The organism is Mesorhizobium sp. CNPSo 4671 (genome assembly GCF_057784245.1).
In genome coordinates this window covers 320,681-344,140 of sequence record NZ_JBWLUW010000008.1, presented here as the reverse complement: position 1 = coordinate 344,140, position 23,460 = coordinate 320,681, and the positions used below count along the sequence as shown (strand labels likewise).

Here is a 23,460-nt window from a genome sequence, read left to right as displayed (position 1 = left end):
CTCAGCTGACGCGGTTGCGCTCGACAGTCAGATGGGCAAAGCCGCTGTTGCTTAGCTGGGTGAGGTCAGCCGTCACCGGCTCGGCCCAGCGCTGGCCGATGACGGCGCCCTTCAGCGCGCCGTCGATGACATTGTCGGAGATGACGGCGGTGCCGGCGCCCTCGACCACGCTAACGACGATGCCGGTGCCGGCCTTGCGGATGATGTTGCCCGTGGCCACGACATTGCGCAGATACGGTCCCCAGCCGATCGACATGCCATAGAGCGGCGCGCTCTCGATGACGTTGTTGGAAGCGATGGTGTCCGCCTCGACGGCGATGCCGACGCCGAAGCCGGGCGGATCGGCGGTGTAGGGGCCGCTGGTCGACAGATTGCGCACGATGTTGCCGGAGCAGACACCCATGCGGCCGCCTTCGTTGAAGTTGACGATCGAGATGCCGTTGGCCGCGCCATCGACGATGTTGTTGCTGATGATGGCGCCCTCGAACGAGAATTCGGAATAGACCGCGGTCTCGCCCGAGCGCGAACAGGTATTGCCGGAAATCTGCAGATTGCTGGAACTGTTGGCGCGGATCGCCGAGAAAGCGCAATCCGAGACGACATTGCCCGAAATGATGACGTTGCCGGCGCGGAAGGCATTGATGCCATTGCCGTTCTGACCGGTTCCGCCGCTGCGCGCGCCGATGCGTTCGACACGGTTGCCGGTGACCATTGTGCCGTCTTCGGCCGCCTGCCAGCGATGCACCAGAATGCCGCCATTGGCACAGTCGGAGACCGTGTTGCCCGATATCGCCAGCCCGGCTGCTTCGACCGAATAGATGCCGGCGTCGGCCGCGCCCGATATGTCGGAGCGTTCGATGCGGCCCGCCGCGTGTTCCAGCGCCAGCCCGTTCTTGCCGCTGCCGGTTATCTGGCAATTGTCGACAACGAGATGGCCGACCCGGCGCAGGTCGAGCAGCCCTTGCGCATAGTCGCCCATCGAGCGGTTCGAACCGTCGAAGACCAGTCCGCTCAGTTCGACATGGTCGGCCTGTTCGGCCATGAAGAGGTGGCCATCGCCGCCATAGACGATCCGCGTGGCGCCCGGCACGCCGGAAAGGCGCACGCGGCTGGGCAGCGAGAGGTTGGACACCACATAGGTACCCGCCGGCAGGAACACCGGTATATCGCGGTCGTTCGAGTCACGCAGCAGCTTGGCAAAGGCCTTGCTCTGGTCATCGAATGTGCCGGGCTGCACGCCAAGTTCGGTGGCGTTGATCGAGCCGCGCATCGAGGCCTTTTCGATACCAGCCAGGCTGGCTGCCGCCGCCTTGCCAAGCGCGAGGCCCATCACGGCAAAGCCGGCGGTTCCGGTCAGCAGCGTTCGTCTGTTCAACATCGGCACAGATTCCTAGAGTTCACCTCCGATGTCGCAGGAATCGTGCCAGACGTTGTGTTCCTTTTCGCAAGACATCGGCAATGGCTTGTCGAGCAGCCACGCTGCGCATAAGTTCAGGGGATGAGCAGAGCTTTTACCCGCGAAGAAGACAGCGAAAATGCCATCGCCGGCGTCGGCGAGCGGCCGATCAGCACGCACCGCAACCTGGTGACCGAGCGCGGCCTGGCCCAGATCGAGGACAATCTGGCCGATCTGCGCGACATTCTGGCGAAAGCCGAGAAGAAGGCCGATCGCGAGCGCATCGCGGTCGTGTCGCGCGACCTGCGCTACTGGACGGCCCGGCGCGAAAACGCCGAACTGTCCGTTCCGGAGCCCGACAGCGACGTCGTCCGCTTCGGCATGGGCGTCACGCTGGAAGGCGATGACGGCAAGAAGGTGCACTGGAAGATCGTCGGCGAGGACGAGGCCGATCCGGCCAAGGGCACGATTTCCCACGTTTCGCCAATGGCGGTCGCTCTGTTCGGCAAGAAGATCGGCGACGTGGCCGCGGTCAACGGCAAGGAATGGGAAATCGTCAAGCTGTCGGACAGTTAGAGCCGCATAGCCTAGCTGGCCGCCAGCAGCCGATCCATCAGCCGGTCCGCCGCCTCCGGAATAACAGTCCCTGGCGGAAAAATTTCCGCCGCGCCGGCTTGCAGCACCGCGTCGTAGTCCTGCGGTGGGATAACACCGCCGGCGACGATCAGCATGTCGCCTCGGCCGAGCTTTTTCAGCGCGTCGCGCAATTCGGGGATCAGCGTCAGGTGTCCTGCCGCCAGCGATGAGGCGCCGATGATATGGACGTCATGCTGGACCGCCAGTTTCGCGATCTCTTCCGGTGTCTGGAACATCGCGCCGACAGTGACGTCGAAGCCGAGATCGGCGAAGGCCGTGGCGATCACCTTCTGGCCGCGGTCGTGGCCATCCTGTCCCATCTTGGCAACGAGGATGCGCGGTTTGCTGCCGTTCTTCTTCTCGAAAGCTGCGAGCTTGTCCTGCAGCCCGTCGACCAAGGGGCTGTCGCCAAGCGCCTTGCGATAGACGCCGGAAATGGTCTGCACCGTCGCGACGTGGCGGCCAAAGGCTCTTTCGAGCGCAAACGAGATCTCGCCGACCGTGGCATTGGCGCGCGCGGCGCGTATGGCGAATTCCAGCAGGTTCTCATTGCCCTGTGCGGCGCGGGTCAGCGCATCGAGCGCGCTTTCCACGGCGGCGACATCGCGCGTGCCCTTCAGCCGCTGCAGCTTCGACAATTGCCGGGCCCTGACCTCGGCATTGTCGATCTTCAGCACGTCGACCTCGATGTCGTTCTCGGGGCGATGCGCATTGACGCCGACCAGCATCTGCTCGCCGGAATCGATGCGCGCCTGCGTGCGCGCCGCCGCTTCCTCGATGCGCAGCTTCGGAATGCCTTGTTCGGTCGCGGCGGCCATGCCACCGAGAGCCTCGACTTCCTCGATATGGCTCAGCGCGCGCGCCGCCAGGTCGTGCGTCAGCCGTTCGAGATAGGCCGAGCCGCCCCACGGGTCGATGATGCGTGTGGTGCCGGATTCCTTCTGCAGGATGAGCTGCGTGTTGCGGGCGATGCGCGCCGAATGGTCGGTTGGCAGCGCCATCGCCTCGTCGAAGGAGTTGGTGTGCAGCGACTGGGTATGCCCCTGCGTCGCGGCCATCGCCTCGATCATGGTGCGGATAATGTTGTTGTACGGGTCCTGCGCCGTGAGTGACCAGCCGGACGTCTGGCAATGGGTGCGTAGCGACAGCGAGCGCTCGTCCTTCGGCGCAAAATTCTTCTTCATCAGCGTCGCCCACAGCAGGCGCGCCGCCCTGAGCTTGGCCACCTCCATGAAGAAATTCATGCCGATCGCCCAGAAGAAGGACAGGCGTGGCGCGAAGCGGTCGATATCGAGGCCCGCCGCGACACCGGCGCGGGCATATTCTATGCCGTCGGCGATCGTGTAGGCGAGCTCCAGGTCGGCCGTCGCGCCGGCTTCCTGCATGTGATAGCCGGAGATCGATATCGAATTGAACTTCGGCATGTTCTTCGATGTGTAGGAGAAGATGTCCGAAACGATCCGCATCGAGGGCTTTGGCGGATAGATGTAGGTGTTGCGGACCATGAACTCCTTCAGAATGTCGTTCTGAATGGTCCCGGCCAGATCCTTCTGCGCAACGCCCTGTTCTTCCGCCGCGACGATATAGAGCGCCATGATCGGCAGCACCGCGCCGTTCATCGTCATCGACACCGTCATGTCACCGAGGGGAATGCCGTCGAACAACTGCCGCATGTCGAGGATCGAATCGATGGCGACGCCCGCCATGCCGACATCGCCGGCAACGCGCGGATGGTCGCTGTCATAGCCGCGATGCGTGGCGAGATCGAAGGCGACCGACAGGCCCTTCTGGCCGGCGGCAAGATTGCGCCGGTAAAACGCGTTGGACTCCTCGGCCGTCGAGAAACCGGCATATTGCCGGATCGTCCAGGGCTGCTGGACATACATGGTTGGGTAGGGGCCACGCACGAAAGGTGGCAGGCCCGGATAGGTGTCGAGATGCGGCAGACCCTTGAGATCGCCCTGATTGTAGAGATGCTTGACGACAAGGCCTTCTGGCGTCACCCGCTGGCCCTTGACTTCGACCGGCGCGCGGCGCGGCGGCGCCCAGCCGACCTGACTGAAATCCGGAATCAAGAGGCGGCCCCGATGGATTGGTCGATGCGAACAGGAGGGAGAGGTTCGCACAGGACGACGCCTTCGGTGAAGGCAGGCCGCTGCTTTGCGTCCAGCGTCTCGACCGGACGCTCGGTCTTCTGCGGATAGAGCGTTGTGCCGATGATCGCCCGCTCACCGGCCTTGAAGGCGGCGTCGCGACGAGCGGCGGCCGCGCGAACGCGCTTCTGGATATGCCCGTCCCGAAGGCTGGACAATACGCCTCCTTCGGCCTCGATCATCTGCAGTTCCGCCCAAGCGGCTTCGCAAAGGTCCGCTGTCAGCGCTTCGACCGCACCGGACCCATAGGCAGGATCGGCGACATGATCGACATGGCTTTCATTGGCCATGACCAGCTGCGCGTTGCGTGCGACGCGGCGGGCAAAAGGCGCCGGCAGGCCGTGCGCGATCGTGTGCGGCAGGATCGAGATCGAATCGGCTCCTCCAGCCGCCGCGGCGAAACAGCCGATCGTCGTGCGCAGGATGTTGGTCTCCGGGTCCAGTGCCGTCATCATGCGAAAGGAAGTCTCGGCATGGATGTTGGCGGTGGAATTGGGAATCGAGCAGGCCTCCTGCACCCGCGCCCACAGCCTGCGCAACGCCCGGACCTTGGCCATCGACAGGAACTGGTCCTGGTCGACGCTGAGCGCGAAGCCGATATGCGGCGCGGCATAGACGAGTGGCTGCCGCGCCTTCTCGAACATTCTCAAATACGAGACAGCCGAAGCCAGCATGATGCCGAGTTCCTGCGCCTCCGTGGCGCCGGCATTGTGGAAGACGCGACCGTCCGCCTCCAGAAGCACGCCGGGAACGCCCATCGAGAAGAAATGCGCCAGCGATTGCGGCATCGATTCCTGCAGCGCCTCGATCGACATGCGCAACCGGCCGGTGCCGGCAAGGATCGCCGCCGGGTCGATGCCGAAGGACAGGTTGAGTTTTGCCGGATCGGAGCGGCGCTTGCTCAGGAACGCCACCAGCCAATCCGCCATAGGGCGGCTCCACGGATGGGTGTCGATGCGGATCTGGACCCGGTTGAGGGGCACGCCCTCCAGCACCGTCTCCAGCGCCTGCGCGGTTCTCGGCAGGCCGTAGCCGAATGCGTTCGGGGCGCCTTCGAAGACGAGCGACAGTCCCGTTGCACCCTGCGCGATATCATCCAGGACCTGCGCCCTGGCGCGATCGACATCGGGATCGTCGACGCGCTGGCTGACGATCCAGGGCGATCGGGGATTCGCGCGCACGATCGGCTCGGCCCCGGTAGAACGGTCGTAGAGCGGCTCGATGCGGATGGCGTCGTCGGTGTGCGAAACCAGCTTTTCCTCGAAGGATGCGCCGGCCAGCGCCTTTTCCGCCAGGGCCAGCCATCGCTGGCGCTCCGCGTTCACAGGTTCAGCATCCCTAGTCAAGGCTCCGGCGCCCATCCATCTTCCTCATTCATGTGGCCGCACCAGCCGGGCGGTTCAGTCTACGGTCCCCGGTCGGTTATCGCAATGCACGTCCGGGGTCCGAATGCGATCCATTGGATATAGGTCGGCTTGTGTGGACGAACCATGAACGATTGCCAAACACCAGCAAAATCCGCAAGTTCCAAAATCCGATTTGAGCGATTGGCCCGCTTTGGACGATAAGCCCCAGTTTGGACAATTGTCATTGTCGCTGTGCGACAGCCTCACTATACCTTCGGGCAAAGGCTGGCTTTTGACACATCAATTTGCGGAGACCCTGGATATGGCTGACGACACCAGTATTTTCATCGGCGCCAGCCGCAAGCCCGACGACAGCTATCAGCGCCCCGAGGAATTGCTGCTGCAGTACGGGAATCGGCATGGTCTGGTGACCGGAGCCACCGGCACCGGGAAGACCGTCTCCTTGCAGATTCTGGCTGAAGGCTTTTCGAATGCCGGCGTGCCGGTGTTCTGCGCCGACATCAAGGGCGATCTCTCCGGCATCGCTATGATGGGCACGGCACAGGATTTCCTGGTCAAGCGGGCCGCACAGGTCAAGCTCGAGCCCTACGACTTCCAGGAATTCCCCGTTATCTTCTGGGATCTGTTCGGCGAGCAGGGCCACCCGATCCGCGCGACCATTTCGGAAATGGGGCCGCTGCTCCTGTCGCGGCTGATGAACCTGACCGACGCGCAGGAAGGCATCATGAACATTGCCTTCCGCATTGCCGATGAAGAGGGCCTGCTGCTTCTCGATCTCAAGGACCTGCAGGCGCTGCTGGCCAACATCGCCGAGCGCGCCGAAGAGATCAGCGCCCGCTACGGCAATGTCACCAAGCCATCGGTGGGTGCCATTCAGCGCACGCTGCTGGTGCTGGAGCAGCAGGGCGCGGCCAACTTCTTCGGCGAGCCGGCCCTGCGCATCTCCGACATTATGCGCACCACGCGTGACGGCCGGGGCGCCGTCAGCGTGCTCGCCGCCGACAAGCTGATGATGAACCCGCGGCTCTACGCGACCTTCCTGCTCTGGCTGATGTCGGAACTGTTCGAGGAACTGCCCGAGGTCGGCGATCCCGACCAGCCGAAGCTGGTGTTCTTCTTCGACGAGGCGCATCTGCTTTTTGACGAGGCGCCGAAAGTGCTGATCGACCGAGTCGAACAGGTGGTCCGCCTGATCCGCTCGAAGGGCGTCGGCGTCTATTTCGTCACGCAGAACCCGCTGGATATCCCGGAAAAGGTGCTGGCCCAGCTCGGCAACCGTGTTCAGCACGCGCTGCGCGCCTATACACCGCGCGAGCAGCAGGCGGTTAGGACGGCGGCCGACACGTTCCGGCCGAATCCCGATTTCGACTGCGCCACCACCATCACCCAGCTCGCCACCGGAGAGGCACTGGTCTCGACACTAGAGGACAAGGGCATTCCGTCCATGGTTCAACGCACCTTGATCCGTCCGCCGTCGTCGCGGCTCGGGCCGATAACCCCCGCCGAGCGGCAAAAACTGATCGCGGAGAGCCCGGTCGCCGGCCAGTACGATCAGGTCATCGACCGCGAATCGGCCTTCGAGATCCTGCAGAAGAAGGCCAAGGAGGCACAGGACGCCGAAGCGCAGGCGCAGCAGGCCGGCACTGGCGGTTCGCGCTGGACCATTCCGGGCTTCGGCAATGATGATCCCGCGCCGCAGTCCGGCGGCCGGCGCGCGCCGGCGCCACGCCCGTCCAATCGCCAGACGGTGGCCGAAGCCGCGATCAAGTCGGTGGTGCGCTCGGTCGGCTCGTCGGTCGGACGCGCCATCGTGCGCGGGATCTTAGGAAGCCTGTCGCGGGGGCGTTGAGCCCCAGGCCGACAGCGTGTCGGGCGCTGCCCGCTAGATATTTTCGCGGGTGTAGATCTCGAAGGGCAGAATGGATGTAAAACTCCCGCCTTCGTTCGGCGCTGAGACAGCGCGAATCATGCCAGCCAAGGTCTCTTGCGCGATGCGGGCGAGGGGGTGTGAGATGATGAAGGTCAGCGTGCCGTCGAGCAGCGCCGGGCGGGTCGACTCCATCAGTTCATAGCCGACAACGACGAGGCTTCCGGCCCTGCCGGTGGAGCGCAGGGCGGCAATAGCGCCGGTGATGCCGCCGCCGGCGACATAAAGCCCGGACAGATCGGGATTTTCGTTCAGCAGCTTTTCGGTCATTTCCTGCGCGATGGCGCTCGATTCGAAGGTCAGCAGCGGCTCGAGCAGGGTGAAGCCAGGGGCGTGCTCGCGAAAATAGGAGCGAAAGCCGCTCTCGTTCATCTCCTGGCAGCGGTAGCGGTGGTTGCCGACAAGGATGCCGAGCTTGCCGGGTGCGCGGCAGACATGCTCGAACACCCAGGCTGCGGTGCGCCCGACCTTCCAGTTGTCCAGTCCGATATAGCGCACATGTCCGGTCGCCGAAATCTGCGAGATCAGCGCAAACACCGGCACGTTGCGGGCATGCAATGTGTCCACCGCCTGGGTGACGAGAGGATGCACCGCTGCAACGACGCCGACGGCATCGCATTCGGCGCCGAGCGCCAGCATGCGCGAGGCGACGTTCTGCGGTGACAGATCGTCCAGAAACTCCGTGCGCAGCTCTATCTCGCAATCGGGTATCGTTTCGGTTGCCAGGCGCAGCGCCTCGGCCATGTTGCGGTAGAAGGCGCGGCCAGGCTGGTGCAGCAGGAAACCGAACCGGTAGCGCGGCCGGGCAGCCGCCACACGGCTGCGCAGCGCGCCCATGCCGTAGAAGCCGATTTGCTCCGCCGCCAGCCGGACGCGCTCGCGCATGCCCTGGCGGACGGCGCCTGAGCCGCTTAGCACGCGGTTGACGGTGGCCACCGAAACATTCGCCTCGGCAGCCACATCCTTGATCGTTGGCCGCTTGTTCTGATCCATTTCGTTCCATCCGCTTGGTGCAATTGATACTAAAATATCATTTATCGTGCCAGTTTGATATAAATGACACAATCCAATTGGAACAAACATTCTATTCTTGATTCATTTTGGATCAAGATGTTTATCTCGTCAAAAGCGAGCAAGGCGGACGCACCGCCAGCCCAAGGATAGCAGCAGCGCAGACGGTTTTTCGCCCACCGCTCACAGGCGGTGTGAGGCAGCGTGCGCGTGTGGCCCATCCCAAGGCGTTGCGGGTGCGGCATTGCGGGTGGAGGAATTGCATGGACGATCTCAAATATGGCGTGCGCGACAAGCGCGGCGACTGGAAGCCGAACGGACGCGTCGAGGGGGCGCCCTTATGGAACTGGCCGCCCAAACTGCCGAAGATACTGGCGTGGCTGCCCGGCTATATCTGGCCGTGGAATGCCTTCCACATGGCCACCGCTCTGCTCTACTGGTTCTATATCGTCCCCAGCATCGAGACGATGAAGGCCATCGGCTGGGGTTGGGCGCTATGGCTCTATGCCGTCAACGCCGCGGCGATCCTCGTCTTCTACGGCATCTTCGAACTGCGCTACTACATCAAGCGCGCCCAGGCGACGCGGTTCAAATACAACCACAAATTCCCCGCCGATGCGCCCTCCGACGTGTTCTGGTTCCAGAGCCAGAACCTCGACAATTTCCTGCGCTCGTTCTTCATCACCATCCCGTTGTGGACGTTGGTCGAAGTCGTCTTCCTCTGGTGCTTTGCCAATGGCTACGTGCCGTGGGTCGGTTGGACGGATCATCCGGTCTACCTCGCGGCACTGGTGCTGGTCGCGCCGGCCATCCACGAGGTGCATTTCTTCTTCATCCACCGGCTGATCCACTGGGGTCCGCTTTATCGCTGGATCCATTCGGTCCATCACAATTCGATCAACCCGTCGCCCTGGTCGTCGCTGTCGATGCATCCGGTGGAGGGGTTCCTCTACCACGCGGTCGCCTTCTGGCACCTCGTCATCCCGTCCAATCCAATCGTCGCGCTGCTCCAGTTGCATGTCGCCGGCTTCGGCGCCGTCAATGGCCATCTCGGCTTCGACAAGCTGGAAGTGACCGAGGATACGGCCGTCAACAGCCATGCCTACACGCATTACCTGCACCACAAATATTTCGAGGTGAACTATGGCGGCGACGGGCTGATCCCCCTCGATCGGTGGTTCGGCACCTGGCACGACGGCACCCGAGAGGGCGAAGCCATGATGGACGCCCGCTTCCAGAAAAAGAAGGAACGCATGAACGCCAAGGCCGCGGCGAACCATTGATCAAGCGACGCAACGCGCAACGGGAGAGGTGCGCGCCTGCGGATGAATTCAAGTTTTTCTAAACCCGTCTGACGACGGCAACCGGGAGGAAATGAAATGAAAACGATCACGAAACTGCTCACGGCGATCATGCTTGCGGGCGTGGCGGCGACATCGGCTACGTCGGCCATGGCCGATGGGGCGAAGATCTTCGTCATCGGCGGCAAGGCGGACGACCCGTTCTGGTCGAAGGTCAAGAAGGGCGCCGACGATGCCGGCAAGGTCGCCGAACTGACCGGCGGCTCGGTGACCTGGCTCGGTCCGCAGAACTACGACAATCTCGGTCCGGACGCCGCCAAGCTGATCCGCACCGCGCTCAGCCAGAAGCCGAACGCCATCGTCGGCCCCGACTGGGTGCCCGAGGCCATGGACGACGCCTTCAAGGAAGTCGTTTCGGCTGGCGTGCCGCTCATCATCTACAATTCCGGCGGCATGGACGCCGCCAAGCGGCTCGGCGCCATGAATTATGTCGGCAACGAAGAATACGCCGCTGGCCTGGGCGGCGGCGCCTATTACGGCAGCCATGGCTCCAAGAACGTGCTGTGCGTCAACACCTTGCCGGGCGCCACCAACACCGAGGACCGCTGCAAGGGCATTGCCGACGCCATCGCCAAGAGCGGCGGCAAATCCAGCCAGTTGCCGCTGCCCTCGTCCAGCTTCGGCAACCCGACCGCTGTCGCCGAGGCGATCAAGGCCGCCGTGCTGAAGGACAACACCATCGACGGCGTCATCACCATCAGCGCCGGCGACGCCAACAGTGCCGCCAATGCTATCAGCCAGGCCAATGCCGGCGACAAGGTCAAGCTCGCTTCGTTCGACATGGACGAGACCGGCCTGCAGCGCATCAAGGCCGGCACTCAGATGTTCGCTGTCGACCAGCAGCCCTATCTGCAGGGCTATCTCGCGGTGTCGCTGCTGAACGGCTTCGTCAATTATGGGCTCGACCTGCCGACCAAGCCGGTGCTGACCGGACCGGGAATCGTCGACGCAGCCAATGTCGATGCGACGATGGCCGGTGCCGCGGCCGGCGCCCGCTAGCGCTGAGCCTCCCCTTCTCCCCTTGTGGGAGAAGGTGGATTGGCGCGCAGCGCCGAGACGGTTGAGGGGTGCGTGACGGAGCGCCGTCATTGCCAAGCTGGAACACCCCTCATCCGTCGCCTGTGGCGACACCTTCTCCCACAAGGGGAGAAGGGGGAGCCTTATCTCAAGCCACAATGCCAGGGACATTTCGATGACATCCCAAGCCCATCACCAACCCGCCATGGCTGCCACCGCGCCGCCCTCCCAGCGCTCTTCGATGCCCTCGATCGGCAGCCTCGTGCGCCGGCCGGAAGTCGGCTCGCTGATCGGCATGATCGCCGTCCTGGTGTTCTTCTCGATCTTCGGCGGCGCCAATTTCATGTCGGCCGGGGGTGTCGCGAGCTGGCTCAACGTCGCCTCGGAACTCGGTATCATCGCGCTTCCCATCGGGCTGCTGATGATCGCCGGGTATCTCGATCTCTCCGTCGGCTCGATGGTCCCCGCCAGCTCGATGACCATAGCCATTCTGTCGGGCCATTACGGCCTGCCGATCGTCGTCGGCATCCTCGCCGCGCTCGGCCTTGGGCTCGCCGTCGGCTTCGTCAACGGCGTGCTGGTGATCCGCACCAAAGTGCCGTCCTTCGTCGTTACGCTCGCCACGCTGTTTGCGCTCGCCGGCCTGACGCTCGGCCTCTCGGTCATCCTCTCCGGCAGCACCAGCGTCGCGCTGAAGAGCGGCCCAACCGCCAAGCTTTTGTTTGGCGACTATCTCGGCGGCAAGTTCGAGGTGACGCTGTTCTGGTGGATCGCCGCCATCCTGGTCGTCGGCTTCATCCTGAATTTCTCGCGCTTCGGCAACTGGGTCCTGGCCATGGGCGGTGACGCCGTCAGCGCCCGCAACGCCGGCATCCCGACAGACCGGGTGACCATCGCGCTCTTCATGAGCAGCGGCCTGTGCGCCTCCTTCGTCGGCATGTCGCAGGCGATCCTCTACAACAGCGCCCAGGTGGCCGCCGGGCAGTCGTTCATCTTCAACTCCATCATCGCGGTGGTCATTGGCGGCGTGCTGCTCACCGGCGGCTACGGATCGGTGGTCGGCATCGTGCTCGGCACACTGACCTTCGCCATCGTCAACCAGGGCATTTTCTACACCGGCTTCGACGCCAACTGGGCAAGCCTGATCATCGGCGTCCTGCTGCTGGCGGCCGTGCTGATGAACAACACCTTCCGCACCATGGCGCTGGCCTACGCGCCGCGTGCCAAACCGAGGGCACGCTGATGACCACGCCCCTGCTCAAACTGACCGCAATCAACAAGTCGTTCGGCCCGATCGACGTGCTCCACGACATCTCGCTCGAGGTCAACCGAGGCGTGGTGCTGTGCCTGCTCGGCGACAATGGCGCCGGCAAGTCGACGCTGATCAAGATCCTCTCCGGCGTCCACAGGCCGACATCGGGCACGATGGAAATGGACGGTAAATCGGTCGCCTTCGACAGCCCCCGTGATGCCAGCGACCATGGCATCGCGACCGTTCACCAGTTCGGCGGCACGTTCCCGCTGATGAGCATAGGCCGCTCCTTCTTCGTCGGCGCCGAGCCGACGCGGCGCTGGGGGCCGCTCATCATCTACGACCGCAAGCGGGCCAATGAGATCGCCGTCACCGAGATGCGCCAACTCGGCATAACCCGCATCGACGACGGCGATCGCCTCGTCGGCGGACTGTCGGGTGGCGAACGCCAGGCGCTGGCGATCGCACGGGCCGTGCATTTCGGCGCCAGCGTGCTGATTCTTGACGAGCCAACCGCCGCACTTGGCGTCAAGGAGGCGGCGCATGTGCTGCGCATTGTGCTCCAGGCGCGCCGCAAGGGCATCGCGGTGATCTTCATCACCCACAATGTCGTCCATGCGCTGACCGTCGGCGACCATTTTGCCGTGCTCATCAGAGGCGCCAAGGCCGCCGACTTCCGCAAGGGCGAGAAAAGCCGCGAGGCGATCACCGACCTGATGGCCGGCGGCGAGCAGATGGCCGAGCTCGAAGCCGAGATCGAGAGCTTCTCCGCCACCGATGACGGGCATGCGCCGCAGGGCGCGAGCCATGCATGACCAGCGAAGACGCCCATCTCTCCTCCTCCCGGGCATCTTCCTGTGCGGTCGGCGGAAATCCCGCCGGCCGCCCTTTTTCAACCAACCAAAGAACAGACGGCAGAGTGACAATGGCAAAGTGGATTGATGCGTGCGCGACCGATGACATCGACGAAGAGGACGTCATCCGCTTCGATCACGAGGGCCGGACCTTCGCCATCTACCGCAGTCCCGACGATGCGTTCTTCTGCACCGACGGGCTGTGCACGCATGAGAAGGTGCATCTGAGCGAAGGGCTGGTTATGGATCACAGGATCGAATGCCCGAAACACAGCGGTGTGTTCGATTACCGGACTGGCGAGGCGCTGCGCGCACCGGTCTGCGTGAACCTGAAAACCTACACCACCAAGGTCGAGGACGGCCGCGTGTACATCGAGATCTGACATGTCCGATACTTTCACCCTTGCGGCTTGCGTCGAAATGCTGTGGCGCGACAAGCCGATGGAATGGCGCGTCAAGCGCCTCACCGAAATGGGTTTCCAGGTCGGCCTCTGGAACTGGCCGGACCATGACCTTGCGATGCTGAAAAGATCCGGCGCGACCTTCTCGATCATGAACGGCTATCTCAGCGGCCGGCTTGCCGATGACGAGGGCGCCGCCGAGCTGTTGAAGACGGCCAGGGAGACAGCGGCGGTCGGCAAGCGCCTCGGCGTCGCGCGGCTCAATCTGCACGGCACCGGGCTCGGCGAAGGCGGCCTGCCGGTCACGTCTTGCGAGACCGTCACCGGCGCCATGTGGCTCAAGGCGCGCGACACGCTGAACCGCATCGCCGACCTCGCCGAGGCGGAAGGCGTGACCTTTACGCTGGAGAATCTGAACCTGCCGGTCGACCATCCCGGCGTACCGTTCGGGCGCGCGCAGGATACGCTGGCGCTGGTCTCTGATGTCGACCGGCCTGGCCTGCGCCTCAATCTCGATCTCTACCATGCGCAGATCGGCGAAGGGAATCTGATCGAGCTGTGCCGCGCCTGCCTGCCATGGATCGGCGAGGTTCAGGTGGCCGACGTGCCCGGACGCATGGAGCCCGGCACCGGCGAGATCAATTACCGGGGCATTGCCCATGCGCTGAAGGAGATGGGCTATCGCGGGCCGGTGGGCATGGAGGCATTCGCCTCCGGTGACCCCGAAGCGGCCCTGCAGGCCTTTCGCGAAGCTTTCACTGTCTGAGGGAAAAAGAATGGTCACCAAGAACAGCCGGCCCACCGTTGCCGACATCCGCGCCATGAAGGGCCGCGGCCAGAAGATTTCCATGCTGTACGTCACCTCGCTCGAAGAGGCTGCGGCGGCCGACGCCGCCGGCATCGACATGCTTTCGATCGAGGGCCGCTTCTTTTCGCCCGAGATGCGCGAGGCGGCCGGCCGCTGCTTCGTGCAGGTCGGGCTTCCCTACGGTCCCGCGGGCAATCTGGTCACGGCGGAGGACTATCTGAAAACCGCCTACCACTTCATGCGCATCGGCGGCGACTGCTTCTACTGTGCCGCCTCGCTCGACATCCAGAAGACGCTCTGTGACAACGCCGTGCCGGTCGTCGCCCATGTCGGCCTGATCCCCTCGCAATGCACCTGGACCGGCGGCTTCAAGGCCGTCGGCAGGACGGCCGAGAGCGCGCGTGCTGTGTGGGACCACGTCAAGCGTCTCGAAACCATCGGCTGCTTCGGCGCCGAGCTGGAAGTGGTGCCGGACCGGATTGCCGAACTGATCACCCGGAGCACGCCGATGATCATGCTTGGCATGGGCGCCGGACCGCATGCCGACGCGCAGTACCTGTTCAGCGAGGATGTGCTCGGCCACACCGCAGGCCACAGACCGCGCCACGCCAAGACCTATCGCAACTTCGCCGCCGAATATGAGCGGCTGCAGCGCGAGCGCATCGCCGCCTATCGCGAGTTCATCTCTGACGTGAAGACCGGCGCCTATCCCGAGCCGCAGCACCTCGTCTCGATCGCCGACGAAGAACTCGCGGCTTTCAAGGCTCCGCTTGGCCTCTGACTGAAATCGTTTTGGGCGCCGACAGGCGTGGCAGGAGCGACGGCTGTCCGCCGCTCCTTCAATCGGATCAGAAGATCGCGTTCGTGACCGCTTTGACCGGCCCGAGCAGCACCGATCCGTCGGGCACGCCGGCGTCGATCGGGATGGCCTTGTGGTTCGCCGTCGCTGCCGCCACCTGCGGTTGGCTGGCATCGCTGGTCACGATGACAGGAGTCTTCGACGGCACGCGGTCGTAGAGATCGATGATGTCCTGGTTCATCAGGCGCACGCAGCCGGATGAGACCGACTTGCCGATCGACTTCCATTCCGGCGAGCCGTGCAGGCGGTAAAGCGTGTCCACATTGCCCTGGAAGAGGTAGAGCGCGCGGGCGCCGAGCGGGTTTTTCAGCCCGCCGGGCATGCCGCCATTGTCGGCGCTGTACTGCTTCAATTCCGGCTGCCGGGCGACCATTTCATCCGGCGGCGTCCATTTCGGCCATTTCTGCTTCCACTGGACGACAGCGTCGCCCGACCATTCGAAGCCGGCGCGGCCGAGGCCGACGCCATAGCGGATCGCCTGACCGCCTGGACGAACCAGATAGAGGAAATGGCCTGTCGTATCGACGACAATGGTTCCCGGCTTCTGCCCGGTCGGGTCGGGAACGATCTGGCGCAGGAACTGCGGATCGATCCTGTCGACGGGGATGGCCGGCAGGTCGAAGCCGCCATCGCTGACGGCCGCGTACATCGACGCATAATCGGCAAGCGGCGGCTCGACATAGGTTGGCGGCGGTGGCTCTACCGGGCCCGGCCCGGTGGTGGCGCATGCTGAAACCGCGATCGAGGCGGCGCCCAATGCTGCGGCGTTGAGGAAGCCGCGACGGCTCAGGCGATAGGATTCGATTTCGGTTATGGACATGACTGCCTTCTTTAAGACTCAAATCGCAACAAAGCGTCAATACGCCGATCGCCGTTGCAGGTGCCTGACAACACCTGGGGCGATAGGCGGTTCCGATTCTGGCCCGAACGTGGACAAACAAAGGCGAAGCTGTGACTGCGCCGCCACTGTGGCGCCAGGGCCACAGGCCTAGCTGCCGGACACCAATGCTTCGAGGGTCGGCAGGATCAGGGCCGGTGGGAAGTCCCGGTATTCCTCGGGCTGGTTGGAGCGGTTGATCCACACCGTGCGAAAGCCGAATTTGGTGGCGCCCGCAATGTCCCAGCGGTTCGAGGACTGGAAGGACACCGCACCGGGATAGAGCCGCCAGCCGGTGGCGACCATGTCGTAGACCGCTGGATCGGTCTTGAAGCGGCGTACCGCATCGACGGAATAGATGTCGTCCAGAACCTGGTCGAGCGCGGCCGATTTGACCGCCGCTTCCAGCATTTCGGGAGAACCGTTGGAAAGGATCGCCAGCCTGGCTCCCGAAGCCTTGAGCGCCTTCAACACGGCCGGCACTTCCGGGTAGCAATCCAGTCGCCAATAGGCTTCCAGCAATTTTGATCTGAGACCGGGATCTGCCGAAGGGACCTTGCGCAAGGCGAAGTCGAGCGCCTGTTCTGTCAGTTGCCAGAAATCCGCATAGGCGCCCATCAGCGTACGCACCCAGGAATATTCGAGCTGCTTGGCGCGCCAGATTTCGGACAGCAACTGGCCGTCGGGTCCGATCTGGTCGGCATGGCGGCGCACGGCGGCATGCACGTCGAACAGCGTGCCGTAGGCGTCGAAAACATAGGCGGCGTATTGCATGGCAACAGTTTTGAGGCGAGGCGGGGCAAGGTGCAAGCCTTGATTGCATCGCGCCCGCCGCTGGCCTCAACAAAACTCCCCTATGCCCGTTGACGGCAGCGGCCAAAGCATCATCCAATGTTGTCACACAAGATTGATCGGAACGGGATAACGCAATGACACTGGCGGCAGCGGCGCAATCCGCGACATGGACCTTCGTCGATGGTGACTGGTACGAGGGCAACGTCGCCATACTGGGGCCGCGCAGCCACGCCATGTGGCTCGGCACCAGCGTGTTCGACGGCGCGCGCTGGTTCGAGGGCGTGGCGCCCGACCTCGACCTTCATGCCAGGCGGGTGAACGCCTCGGCGATCGCGCTTGGCCTCAAGCCGAACATGTCGCCCGAACAGATCGTCGGGCTGACCTGGGATGGATTGAAGAAGTTCGACGGCAAGACGGCGGTCTATATCAGGCCGATGTACTGGGCCGAGCATGGCGGCTATATGGGCGTGCCGGCCGATCCCGCTTCGACCCGTTTCTGCCTCTGCCTCTATGAATCGCCGATGATCTCGCCGACCGGCTTTTCGGTGACCGTGTCGCCGTTCCGGCGTCCGACCATCGAAACCATGCCGACCAATGCCAAGGCCGGCTGCCTCTATCCCAACAATGGCCGTGCCATCCTTGAAGCCAAGATGCGTGGCTTCGACAATGCGCTGGTGCTGGACATGCTGGGCAATGTCGCCGAGACCGGAAGCTCCAACATCTTCCTGGTCAAGGATAGCCACGTGCTGACGCCGGCGCCGAACGGCACCTTCCTGTCCGGCATCACCCGCTCGCGCACGATGACGCTGCTGGGCGAGTATGGCTTCAAGACGACGGAAAAGACGCTGTCGGTGCGCGATTTCCTCGAAGCGGACGAAATCTTTTCGACCGGCAACCATTCCAAGGTGGTGCCGATCACGCGTATCGAGGATCGTAACCTGCAACCCGGGCCGGTAGCCAAGAAGGCGCGCGAGCTCTATTGGGACTGGGCGCATTCGAAATCGGCTGGCTGACGCGCCGGCCCGGCCTTTTTGTCGCTGCGCGGTTCGCGCGGGAAAACCGTGTGACAGTTTTCTGGAACCCGCTTAGAAAGGGTACCGGCGCTTCACTTCCGGAGTTGCCCCAGCTCAATCCAGACCTATCTTAATCCGGTATCCACACCGGATTTTTCCACGAGGGAGTACTACCCATGGCTTTTGAATTGCCCGCTCTGCCCTACGACTATGAGGCCTTGCAGCCCTACATGTCGAAAGAGACGCTGGAGTATCACCACGACAAGCACCACAAGGCGTATGTCGACAACGGCAACAAGCTGGCCGCCGAGGCGGGTCTTGGCGACCTGTCGGTCGAAGAGGTGGTCAAGCAGTCGTTCGGCAAGAATGCCGGTCTCTTCAACAATGCAGCCCAGCACTACAACCACATCCATTTCTGGAAGTGGATGAAGAAGGGCGGCGGCGGCAACAAGCTGCCTGGCGCGCTGCAGAAGGCAGTCGACAGCGATCTCGGCGGCTACGACAAGTTCAAGGCTGATTTCATCGCCGCGGGCACCACGCAGTTCGGTTCGGGCTGGGCCTGGGTTTCCGTCAAGGACGGCAAGCTGGCGATTTCGAAGACCCCGAACGGTGAAAATCCGCTCGTTCATGGCGCTTCGCCGATCCTCGGCGTCGACGTCTGGGAGCACTCCTATTACATCGATTACCGCAACGCCCGCCCGAAATATCTCGAGGCCTTCGTCGACAGCCTGATCAACTGGGATCATGTGCTGGAACTCTACGAAAAGGCGAAGTAGTCGATCATCAGAAAAGCCCCGGCATTCCCGGGGCTTTTCTTTTTCTTTGCCGATATCAGTGGCTGTGAAGGCCCGGAAAAACCATCCGAGGAGAGGGAATATTCCGTCCGCTGCATCCGTTAACGTCGTGTCCCAAGATACCTTCATGGAGCCAAATGAATGAGAAAGCTTGTCATCGCCATCTCAATGCTCGCCTTCGCCGGTTCGGCGGCCTTTGCCGATCCGATCATCGACCGGCAGGCTCTGATGAAGGAGCGCGGAAAGATCGTCGGCGGCTTGGCGAAAGTGGCTAAGGGCGAGGATCCCTTTGATGCTGCAGCCGTGCTTACACAACTCCAGGCGTTGCAGGCAAATGCTGAGAAGCTCGACGTGGACGCGTTGTTCCCTGCAGGCAGCGATGCCGGCGACACCACGGCGGGTCCGAAGATCTGGGAAGACATGGCAGGCTTCAAGGCTACCGAGGACAAATATCTCGCCGACGTCAAGGCCGCGACCGCTGCTGCTCCCGCCGACGTTGATGCGCTGAAGGGGCAGATTAACACCCTCGGTGGCGATTGCGGCACCTGTCACCAGACCTACCGGGTCAAGAAGGGCTGATTGCCTGACATGGCATGGCTGAAGGAGCTCGTCGGCGCGGCCCTCGTCCTGGGCGGCGTCGGCGCGGCCGGTGGTTGGCTGCTGTCGGCGCCGGTCAAGCTGGATGCCGCGGCCCTGGCGCAACTCGGGCCGGGCGACGCGACCAAGGGCAAGCGCATTTTCTATGCCGGCGGCTGCACTTCCTGCCACGCGAAGCCGGGTTCGCAGGGCGATGCCCGGCTTCAACTGGTCGGTGGCCTCCAACTCAAGACCCCGTTCGGCACCTTTGTTCCGCCCAACATTTCGCAAGACCCCAAGGACGGCATCGGTTCGTGGTCGGTCGGGGACCTCGCCAACGCCATGCTCAAGGGCGTTTCACCGTCCGGCGAGCATTTCTATCCGGCCTTTCCCTACGCGTCCTACGCCCGCATGAAGCCATCGGACATTGCCGATCTCTACGCCTTCCTGAAGACGCTGCCGGCGGTCGCCGGCAAGGCGCCGGCCAATTCGCTCGGTTTTCCCTTCAACATCCGTCGCGGCATCGGCCTGTGGAAACGGCTCTATCTCAGCGACCAGCCTGTTGTTGCCTTGGCCGCTGGCACGCCTGAGCCCGTGATGGCCGGCCGCTACCTGGTCGAAGGGCCGGGCCATTGCGGCGAATGCCACACATCGCGCGACTTCGCTGGCGGCATCAAGAAAAGCGAATGGCTTGCCGGTGCCGTGGCCGCCGAAGGTTCGGGCATTGTGCCCAACATCACATCGGGCGCCGGCGCCGTCGCCAAATGGTCGGAAGCCGATATCGCCAACTACCTCGAAACCGGCTTCACGCCCGATTTCGATTCCGTTGGCGGCGCGATGGTCGACGTGCAGCGGAATATGGCTGAGTTGGCACCGGAGGACCGGGCCGCGATCGCCGCCTATCTCAAGTCAGTACCGCCGCACCCGAATGGTTATCCCGCACGCAAGCCGGCGAGCTGATTATCGACTAGAGGTGCCGGTCGCCGAGGAAATCGAAGCCCGTCTCGAAGAAATGATTGTAGTTGCAGGTCAGTTCCTCGCCGGGTGCGATGTCGCGCAAGGCGTAGGTTTCCTCGGGTGAGGAGACGTCGCAATTCGGCTCGTCGTCATGGTTCATGTAGCGGGCGTCGTCGGCTTCGAAGACGATGTAGGACGGATCGCGCCGGTCCGGGTAGGAATAGCGGTCGAGGTAGTTTTTCACCGGCCCGGTCTCGCCCTCATAGGTCTCGACGTCGATGATCCGGTCGAAGCGGGGGTCGAGCTTCCAGATCAGCGTGCCCCTGGGGATGTGGTGCTTGGCAAAGACACCGATGCCTTGAATGGGCGATTTGTCGAGATAGACGTCGACGAGCAGCATAATGGACCCTTGTGCGAGTGCGGGCTTCATCGCCCCGGGAAAGTCGTGCATTGGGTAACGCGCGACCATCGCAATTGCGAGTGGAAATGAGCGATGCGGAATTCAAAAAGTCATGATCGCCAAATCCAAAAGTGAACGTGCCGTCTTGGGAGCCTTCAGCGTTGCTGCAGCGCCAGACGCACGCCCAAGGCGCAGTAGATGCCGCCGACAACCTTGCCCTGCCATTTCAGCACGGTCGGATTGCGGCGCAGGAAAGCGCCGAGGCGACCGGCGCTCACGGCAAAGACGACCGTGCTGAAAAGACCGAGCACCACGAAGACAATTCCCAATACGGCCAATTGAAGCATCACCGTTCCGTTTTCGGGCCGCACGAACTGAGGCAGGAAGGCGAGGAAGAAAAGCGCGGTCTTGGGGTTGAGCACCTCGGTAAGGACAGCCTGCCGAAACGCCTTGCCGGCGGAGATCGCAAGCGCGCCGGCAGTTGGATCGGTCGGCGACTTTTCGATGATCGCGCGGATGCCGAGGTAAACAAGGTAGGCTGCGCCGATGTATTTTACGATGCTGAACAGCGTCGCCGACGTGGCGATGATCGCCGAGATGCCGACCATCGCCATGATCGTGTGAAATATGTCGCCGGCCGCGATCCCGGCACCGGTCGCGATCCCGACCTTCGTTCCCGAACTCGTTGCCCGGGCGATCGTCAGCAGCGTGGCCGGACCCGGAATAAAGACAAAGCCGAGCACGACGGCGACATAGGCAATCAACGTGGACAGATCGATCATTTGAGCGGTTCCTCGGCGAGCTGCGGCTTGCCCGTCACCTTCAGCGCGAAGGAATAGGTATAAGCGATTTCCTCAAGCCTTGAGAACCGGCCAGACGCGCCGGCGTGGCCGGAGTCCATGTTGATCTTGAACAGCACCGGATTGTCGCCGCTCTTGCGGTCGCGCAGCCGCGCCACCCATTTGGCCGGCTCCCAATAGGTGACGCGCGGATCGGTGAGGCCGGCAAGCGCCAGGATCGGCGGATAGTCGAGTGCGGCGACATTGTCGTAGGGCGAGTAGGCGGCGATGGTGCGGTAGTCGTCGGCCGACGCGATCGGATTGCCCCATTCCGGCCATTCCGGCGGCGTCAGCGGCAAGGTCGCGTCGAGCATGGTGGTGAGCACGTCGACGAAGGGGACCTCGGCGACGATGCCGCCGAAACAGTCCGGCGCCATATTGGCGACGGCACCCATCAGCATGCCGCCGGCCGAGCCGCCTTGCGCGACCATACGGTCATGCGCGGTATAGCGTTCGGCAACGAGGTGGCGCGCACAGGCGATGAAATCCGTAAACGTGTTCATCTTGTGCGCCCGCTTGCCGTCATCATACCAGCCATAACCCTTGTCCTTGCCGCCACGGACATGAGCGATGGCATAGACGAAGCCGCGGTCGACCAGCGACAGGCAGTTGGTGTTGAACGCCGCCGGCACGGTGATGCCGTAGGAGCCGTATCCGTAAAGCAGGCAAGGTGCCGATCCGTCGAGCGGCGTGTCTCGGTGGTGCAGAAGCGAGATCGGCACCAACTCGCCATCGGCGGCGGGTGCCATCAGCCGCCTGGTGACATAATGGTCCGCATCATGGCCGGATGGCACTTCCTGGGTCTTGAGCAAGACCCGTTCGCGGGTGCGCATATTGTAGTCGAACACCTGCGCCGGCGTCGTCATCGACGAATAGGAAAAGCGCATGATTTCGGTGTCGTATTCATAAGAACCCGAGAGACCGAGCGAGAAAGCCTCCTCATCGAGCGACAGAAGATGCTCTTCGCCATTGGCGCGGTCGCGCACGACGATGCGCGGCAGGCCTTCCTTGCGCTCGAGCCGGACCATATGGTCCTTGAAGCCGATCACCGACAGGATCAGCCGGCCCGGCTCATGCGCCACCAGTTCCTGCCAGTTGGCGCGGACCGGATCGCTTGCCGGCGCCGTCATGATCTTGAAGTCCTTGGCGCCGTCCGCATTGGTCAGGATGAAGAAGGTGTCGCCACCTTCCTCCAGCTCATATTGAAGGCCGGTTTCGCGCGGCGAAACCAGTCTGGGTTCGGCAAACGGATCGCTGGCGCTCAACAGGCGATATTCCGAGGTCTCGTGATCGTTGATGCCGATCATGATCCATTGATTGTTGCGGGTACCGTCGACATTCATGAAGAAGCCGGGATCGGTTTCCTCATAGATCAGGCGGTCACTTTCAGGGTCTTGTCCCAGCGCGTGGAACAGCACCTTCGACGGCCGGTGGTTGGGGTCGAGACGCGTATAGAAGAACCCGTCATTGCCCGCGTCCCATACACCCGAGCCGCCGGTGGCGGGAATCTGGTCCGCCAGTTCCTTGCCATTGGCAAGGTCGCGCACGCGCAGCGTATAAAACTCGGAACCCTTGTCGTCGAACCCCCACAACAGCTTGCGATGATCGGCCGAATGATCGACGCCGCCGAGCCGGAAATAGGCCTTGCCTTCCGCCTCAAGGTCGCCGTCGAGCAGGATCTGCTCGGTTCCGCCGTCGCGCGGCATGCGGAAATAGCGCGGCTGCTCGCCGCCGAGCTTGAAAGAAGACCCATAGGCATAAGGCCCGTCCTTCATCGGAACGGAGGAATCATCTTCCTTGATGCGGCCCTTCATCTCCTTGAAAAGCTGTTTCTGGAGCTCGACCGTGTCGGCCATCAGCTTCGACTGGTAGACGTTCTCGGCTTCGAGTTCGGCGCGGATGCCCGCATCGAGCAGGGAAGGATCTCGAAACATCTCCTGCCAGTTGTCGGCCCGAAGCCAGGCATATTCGTCGGTTCGCGTGATGCCGTGATGCGTGTCGATAACCGGCCGCTTCTGCGGTGTTGGCGGGCTGACGATCGGAAATCGGGAAGTCTTGGTCATTGCGTCTCGCTTGGGAAATATCTTGAATGGTGAATGAACACGCCGATCAGGGTGGGTTCAAGGGCGGCGGCCTAGAGGTGGTATCGGCTCCAGGAGATGGGCCG

General features: G+C 63.1%; 22 protein-coding genes. 13 read left to right on the top strand and 9 right to left on the bottom strand.

The features are described 5' to 3' along the window. Position 1 precedes the first annotated feature (1 nt). Positions 2-1,378, bottom strand: coding sequence for a TIGR03808 family TAT-translocated repetitive protein (locus AC04SF_RS23560; RefSeq protein WP_488479717.1), 1,377 nt, complete (start codon positions 1,376-1,378; stop codon positions 2-4). A 120-nt stretch (positions 1,379-1,498) separates the two neighbouring features. Here AC04SF_RS23560 and greA point away from each other — a divergent pair, with 120 nt between their 5' ends. Then, positions 1,499-1,972: a transcription elongation factor GreA gene (gene greA / locus AC04SF_RS23555; protein ID WP_488479716.1), complete on the top strand. Its 474-nt coding sequence runs from the start codon at positions 1,499-1,501 to the stop codon at positions 1,970-1,972. An 11-nt stretch (positions 1,973-1,983) separates the two neighbouring features. Here greA and scpA read toward each other — a convergent pair whose 3' ends face one another. Both scpA and AC04SF_RS23545 read right to left on the bottom strand, forming a co-directional pair. Next, positions 1,984-4,107 carry a methylmalonyl-CoA mutase gene (gene scpA, locus AC04SF_RS23550; protein ID WP_488479715.1) on the bottom strand — a complete coding sequence of 708 codons (2,124 nt, stop codon included), beginning with the start codon at positions 4,105-4,107 and terminating at the stop codon, positions 1,984-1,986. After that, the gene (locus AC04SF_RS23545) at positions 4,104-5,546 is read right to left on the bottom strand and encodes a methylmalonyl-CoA mutase subunit beta (protein WP_488479714.1); all 1,443 of its coding nucleotides are present in this window, start codon (positions 5,544-5,546) and stop codon (positions 4,104-4,106) included. The genes scpA and AC04SF_RS23545 overlap by 4 nt, the downstream gene beginning before the upstream one ends. Before the next feature lie 307 nt (positions 5,547-5,853). On the opposite strand from AC04SF_RS23545, the gene AC04SF_RS23540 reads away from it, so the two are divergent. Then, positions 5,854-7,401: a helicase HerA-like C-terminal domain-containing protein gene (locus tag AC04SF_RS23540; protein WP_488479713.1), complete on the top strand. Its 1,548-nt coding sequence runs from the start codon at positions 5,854-5,856 to the stop codon at positions 7,399-7,401. A gap of 33 nt (positions 7,402-7,434) precedes the next feature. On the opposite strand, the gene AC04SF_RS23535 is transcribed toward AC04SF_RS23540, so the two are convergent. After that, positions 7,435-8,472, bottom strand: a complete 1,038-nt coding sequence (locus AC04SF_RS23535) for a LacI family DNA-binding transcriptional regulator (RefSeq protein ID WP_488479712.1) — start codon at positions 8,470-8,472, stop codon at positions 7,435-7,437. A 281-nt stretch (positions 8,473-8,753) separates the two neighbouring features. Here AC04SF_RS23535 and AC04SF_RS23530 point away from each other — a divergent pair, with 281 nt between their 5' ends. The 7 genes from AC04SF_RS23530 to AC04SF_RS23500 all read left to right on the top strand — a co-directional run bounded on the left by AC04SF_RS23530 (position 8,754) and on the right by AC04SF_RS23500 (position 14,964). After that, complete coding sequence (locus AC04SF_RS23530; RefSeq protein WP_488479711.1) at positions 8,754-9,773, top strand: sterol desaturase family protein; 1,020 nt, start codon at positions 8,754-8,756, stop codon at positions 9,771-9,773. A gap of 96 nt (positions 9,774-9,869) precedes the next feature. Then, positions 9,870-10,850, top strand: coding sequence for a sugar ABC transporter substrate-binding protein (locus AC04SF_RS23525; protein WP_488479710.1), 981 nt, complete (start codon positions 9,870-9,872; stop codon positions 10,848-10,850). 259 nt (positions 10,851-11,109) lie between these two features. Beyond that, positions 11,110-12,111: an ABC transporter permease gene (locus tag AC04SF_RS23520; RefSeq protein ID WP_488479745.1), complete on the top strand. Its 1,002-nt coding sequence runs from the start codon at positions 11,110-11,112 to the stop codon at positions 12,109-12,111. Continuing rightward, entirely contained in the window at positions 12,111-12,935 is an 825-nt protein-coding gene (locus AC04SF_RS23515; protein ID WP_488479709.1) for an ATP-binding cassette domain-containing protein, read from the top strand. Before AC04SF_RS23520 ends, AC04SF_RS23515 begins: the two co-directional genes overlap by 1 nt. A 110-nt stretch (positions 12,936-13,045) precedes the next feature. After that, positions 13,046-13,357: a MocE family 2Fe-2S type ferredoxin gene (locus AC04SF_RS23510; protein WP_488479744.1), complete on the top strand. Its 312-nt coding sequence runs from the start codon at positions 13,046-13,048 to the stop codon at positions 13,355-13,357. A gap of 1 nt (position 13,358) precedes the next feature. Continuing rightward, positions 13,359-14,141 carry a TIM barrel protein gene (locus AC04SF_RS23505; RefSeq protein ID WP_488479708.1) on the top strand — a complete coding sequence of 261 codons (783 nt, stop codon included), beginning with the start codon at positions 13,359-13,361 and terminating at the stop codon, positions 14,139-14,141. Between the two features lie 10 nt (positions 14,142-14,151). Further along, positions 14,152-14,964 (top strand): 3-methyl-2-oxobutanoate hydroxymethyltransferase, encoded by an 813-nt coding sequence (locus tag AC04SF_RS23500; RefSeq protein ID WP_096456191.1) that lies wholly within the window; start codon positions 14,152-14,154, stop codon positions 14,962-14,964. A 67-nt stretch (positions 14,965-15,031) separates the two neighbouring features. On the opposite strand, the gene AC04SF_RS23495 is transcribed toward AC04SF_RS23500, so the two are convergent. Beyond that, positions 15,032-15,862 (bottom strand): L,D-transpeptidase, encoded by an 831-nt coding sequence (locus AC04SF_RS23495; RefSeq protein WP_096456193.1) that lies wholly within the window; start codon positions 15,860-15,862, stop codon positions 15,032-15,034. Positions 15,863-16,030: 168 nt separating this feature from the next. Further along, positions 16,031-16,693, bottom strand: coding sequence for a haloacid dehalogenase type II (locus tag AC04SF_RS23490; protein ID WP_096456195.1), 663 nt, complete (start codon positions 16,691-16,693; stop codon positions 16,031-16,033). 155 nt (positions 16,694-16,848) lie between these two features. On the opposite strand from AC04SF_RS23490, the gene AC04SF_RS23485 reads away from it, so the two are divergent. The 4 genes from AC04SF_RS23485 (at position 16,849) to AC04SF_RS23470 (ending at position 20,057) form a co-directional block, all read left to right on the top strand. After that, a complete protein-coding gene (locus tag AC04SF_RS23485; RefSeq protein ID WP_488479707.1) occupies positions 16,849-17,727 on the top strand; it encodes a branched-chain amino acid aminotransferase in 879 nt (292 codons plus the stop codon). A 176-nt stretch (positions 17,728-17,903) separates the two neighbouring features. Then, complete coding sequence (locus AC04SF_RS23480) at positions 17,904-18,503, top strand: superoxide dismutase (protein ID WP_013532667.1); 600 nt, start codon at positions 17,904-17,906, stop codon at positions 18,501-18,503. A 159-nt stretch (positions 18,504-18,662) separates the two neighbouring features. Further along, positions 18,663-19,100 carry a c-type cytochrome gene (locus AC04SF_RS23475; protein WP_488479706.1) on the top strand — a complete coding sequence of 146 codons (438 nt, stop codon included), beginning with the start codon at positions 18,663-18,665 and terminating at the stop codon, positions 19,098-19,100. 9 nt (positions 19,101-19,109) lie between these two features. Then, a complete protein-coding gene (locus AC04SF_RS23470; RefSeq protein ID WP_488479743.1) occupies positions 19,110-20,057 on the top strand; it encodes a cytochrome c in 948 nt (315 codons plus the stop codon). Between the two features lie 7 nt (positions 20,058-20,064). On the opposite strand, the gene AC04SF_RS23465 is transcribed toward AC04SF_RS23470, so the two are convergent. The 3 genes from AC04SF_RS23465 to AC04SF_RS23455 all read right to left on the bottom strand — a co-directional run bounded on the left by AC04SF_RS23465 (position 20,065) and on the right by AC04SF_RS23455 (position 23,356). Next, positions 20,065-20,454, bottom strand: a complete 390-nt coding sequence (locus AC04SF_RS23465; RefSeq protein ID WP_488479705.1) for an SET domain-containing protein — start codon at positions 20,452-20,454, stop codon at positions 20,065-20,067. Positions 20,455-20,609: 155 nt separating this feature from the next. Then, the gene (locus AC04SF_RS23460) at positions 20,610-21,236 is read right to left on the bottom strand and encodes a LysE family translocator (protein WP_488479704.1); all 627 of its coding nucleotides are present in this window, start codon (positions 21,234-21,236) and stop codon (positions 20,610-20,612) included. Further along, positions 21,233-23,356 carry a S9 family peptidase gene (locus tag AC04SF_RS23455; protein WP_488479703.1) on the bottom strand — a complete coding sequence of 708 codons (2,124 nt, stop codon included), beginning with the start codon at positions 23,354-23,356 and terminating at the stop codon, positions 21,233-21,235. The genes AC04SF_RS23460 and AC04SF_RS23455 overlap by 4 nt, the downstream gene beginning before the upstream one ends. Between the last annotated feature and the right edge of the window lie 104 nt (positions 23,357-23,460).

What these genes read in the sequence shown, in the direction of transcription:
- AC04SF_RS23560 (WP_488479717.1), bottom strand. Translation starts at nt 1,378, where the DNA reads ATGTTGAACAGACGAACGCTGCTGACCGGAACCGCCGGCTTTGCCGTG.
- greA (WP_488479716.1), top strand. Translation starts at nt 1,499, where the DNA reads ATGAGCAGAGCTTTTACCCGCGAAGAAGACAGCGAAAATGCCATCGCC.
- AC04SF_RS23545 (WP_488479714.1), bottom strand. Translation starts at nt 5,546, where the DNA reads ATGGGCGCCGGAGCCTTGACTAGGGATGCTGAACCTGTGAACGCGGAG.
- AC04SF_RS23540 (WP_488479713.1), top strand. Translation starts at nt 5,854, where the DNA reads ATGGCTGACGACACCAGTATTTTCATCGGCGCCAGCCGCAAGCCCGAC.
- AC04SF_RS23535 (WP_488479712.1), bottom strand. Translation starts at nt 8,472, where the DNA reads ATGGATCAGAACAAGCGGCCAACGATCAAGGATGTGGCTGCCGAGGCG.
- AC04SF_RS23530 (WP_488479711.1), top strand. Translation starts at nt 8,754, where the DNA reads ATGGACGATCTCAAATATGGCGTGCGCGACAAGCGCGGCGACTGGAAG.
- AC04SF_RS23525 (WP_488479710.1), top strand. Translation starts at nt 9,870, where the DNA reads ATGAAAACGATCACGAAACTGCTCACGGCGATCATGCTTGCGGGCGTG.
- AC04SF_RS23520 (WP_488479745.1), top strand. Translation starts at nt 11,110, where the DNA reads ATGCCCTCGATCGGCAGCCTCGTGCGCCGGCCGGAAGTCGGCTCGCTG.
- AC04SF_RS23515 (WP_488479709.1), top strand. Translation starts at nt 12,111, where the DNA reads ATGACCACGCCCCTGCTCAAACTGACCGCAATCAACAAGTCGTTCGGC.
- AC04SF_RS23510 (WP_488479744.1), top strand. Translation starts at nt 13,046, where the DNA reads ATGGCAAAGTGGATTGATGCGTGCGCGACCGATGACATCGACGAAGAG.
- AC04SF_RS23505 (WP_488479708.1), top strand. Translation starts at nt 13,359, where the DNA reads ATGTCCGATACTTTCACCCTTGCGGCTTGCGTCGAAATGCTGTGGCGC.
- AC04SF_RS23500 (WP_096456191.1), top strand. Translation starts at nt 14,152, where the DNA reads ATGGTCACCAAGAACAGCCGGCCCACCGTTGCCGACATCCGCGCCATG.
- AC04SF_RS23495 (WP_096456193.1), bottom strand. Translation starts at nt 15,862, where the DNA reads ATGTCCATAACCGAAATCGAATCCTATCGCCTGAGCCGTCGCGGCTTC.
- AC04SF_RS23490 (WP_096456195.1), bottom strand. Translation starts at nt 16,693, where the DNA reads ATGCAATACGCCGCCTATGTTTTCGACGCCTACGGCACGCTGTTCGAC.
- AC04SF_RS23485 (WP_488479707.1), top strand. Translation starts at nt 16,849, where the DNA reads ATGACACTGGCGGCAGCGGCGCAATCCGCGACATGGACCTTCGTCGAT.
- AC04SF_RS23480 (WP_013532667.1), top strand. Translation starts at nt 17,904, where the DNA reads ATGGCTTTTGAATTGCCCGCTCTGCCCTACGACTATGAGGCCTTGCAG.
- AC04SF_RS23475 (WP_488479706.1), top strand. Translation starts at nt 18,663, where the DNA reads ATGAGAAAGCTTGTCATCGCCATCTCAATGCTCGCCTTCGCCGGTTCG.
- AC04SF_RS23470 (WP_488479743.1), top strand. Translation starts at nt 19,110, where the DNA reads ATGGCATGGCTGAAGGAGCTCGTCGGCGCGGCCCTCGTCCTGGGCGGC.
- AC04SF_RS23465 (WP_488479705.1), bottom strand. Translation starts at nt 20,454, where the DNA reads ATGCTGCTCGTCGACGTCTATCTCGACAAATCGCCCATTCAAGGCATC.
- AC04SF_RS23460 (WP_488479704.1), bottom strand. Translation starts at nt 21,236, where the DNA reads ATGATCGATCTGTCCACGTTGATTGCCTATGTCGCCGTCGTGCTCGGC.
- AC04SF_RS23455 (WP_488479703.1), bottom strand. Translation starts at nt 23,356, where the DNA reads ATGACCAAGACTTCCCGATTTCCGATCGTCAGCCCGCCAACACCGCAG.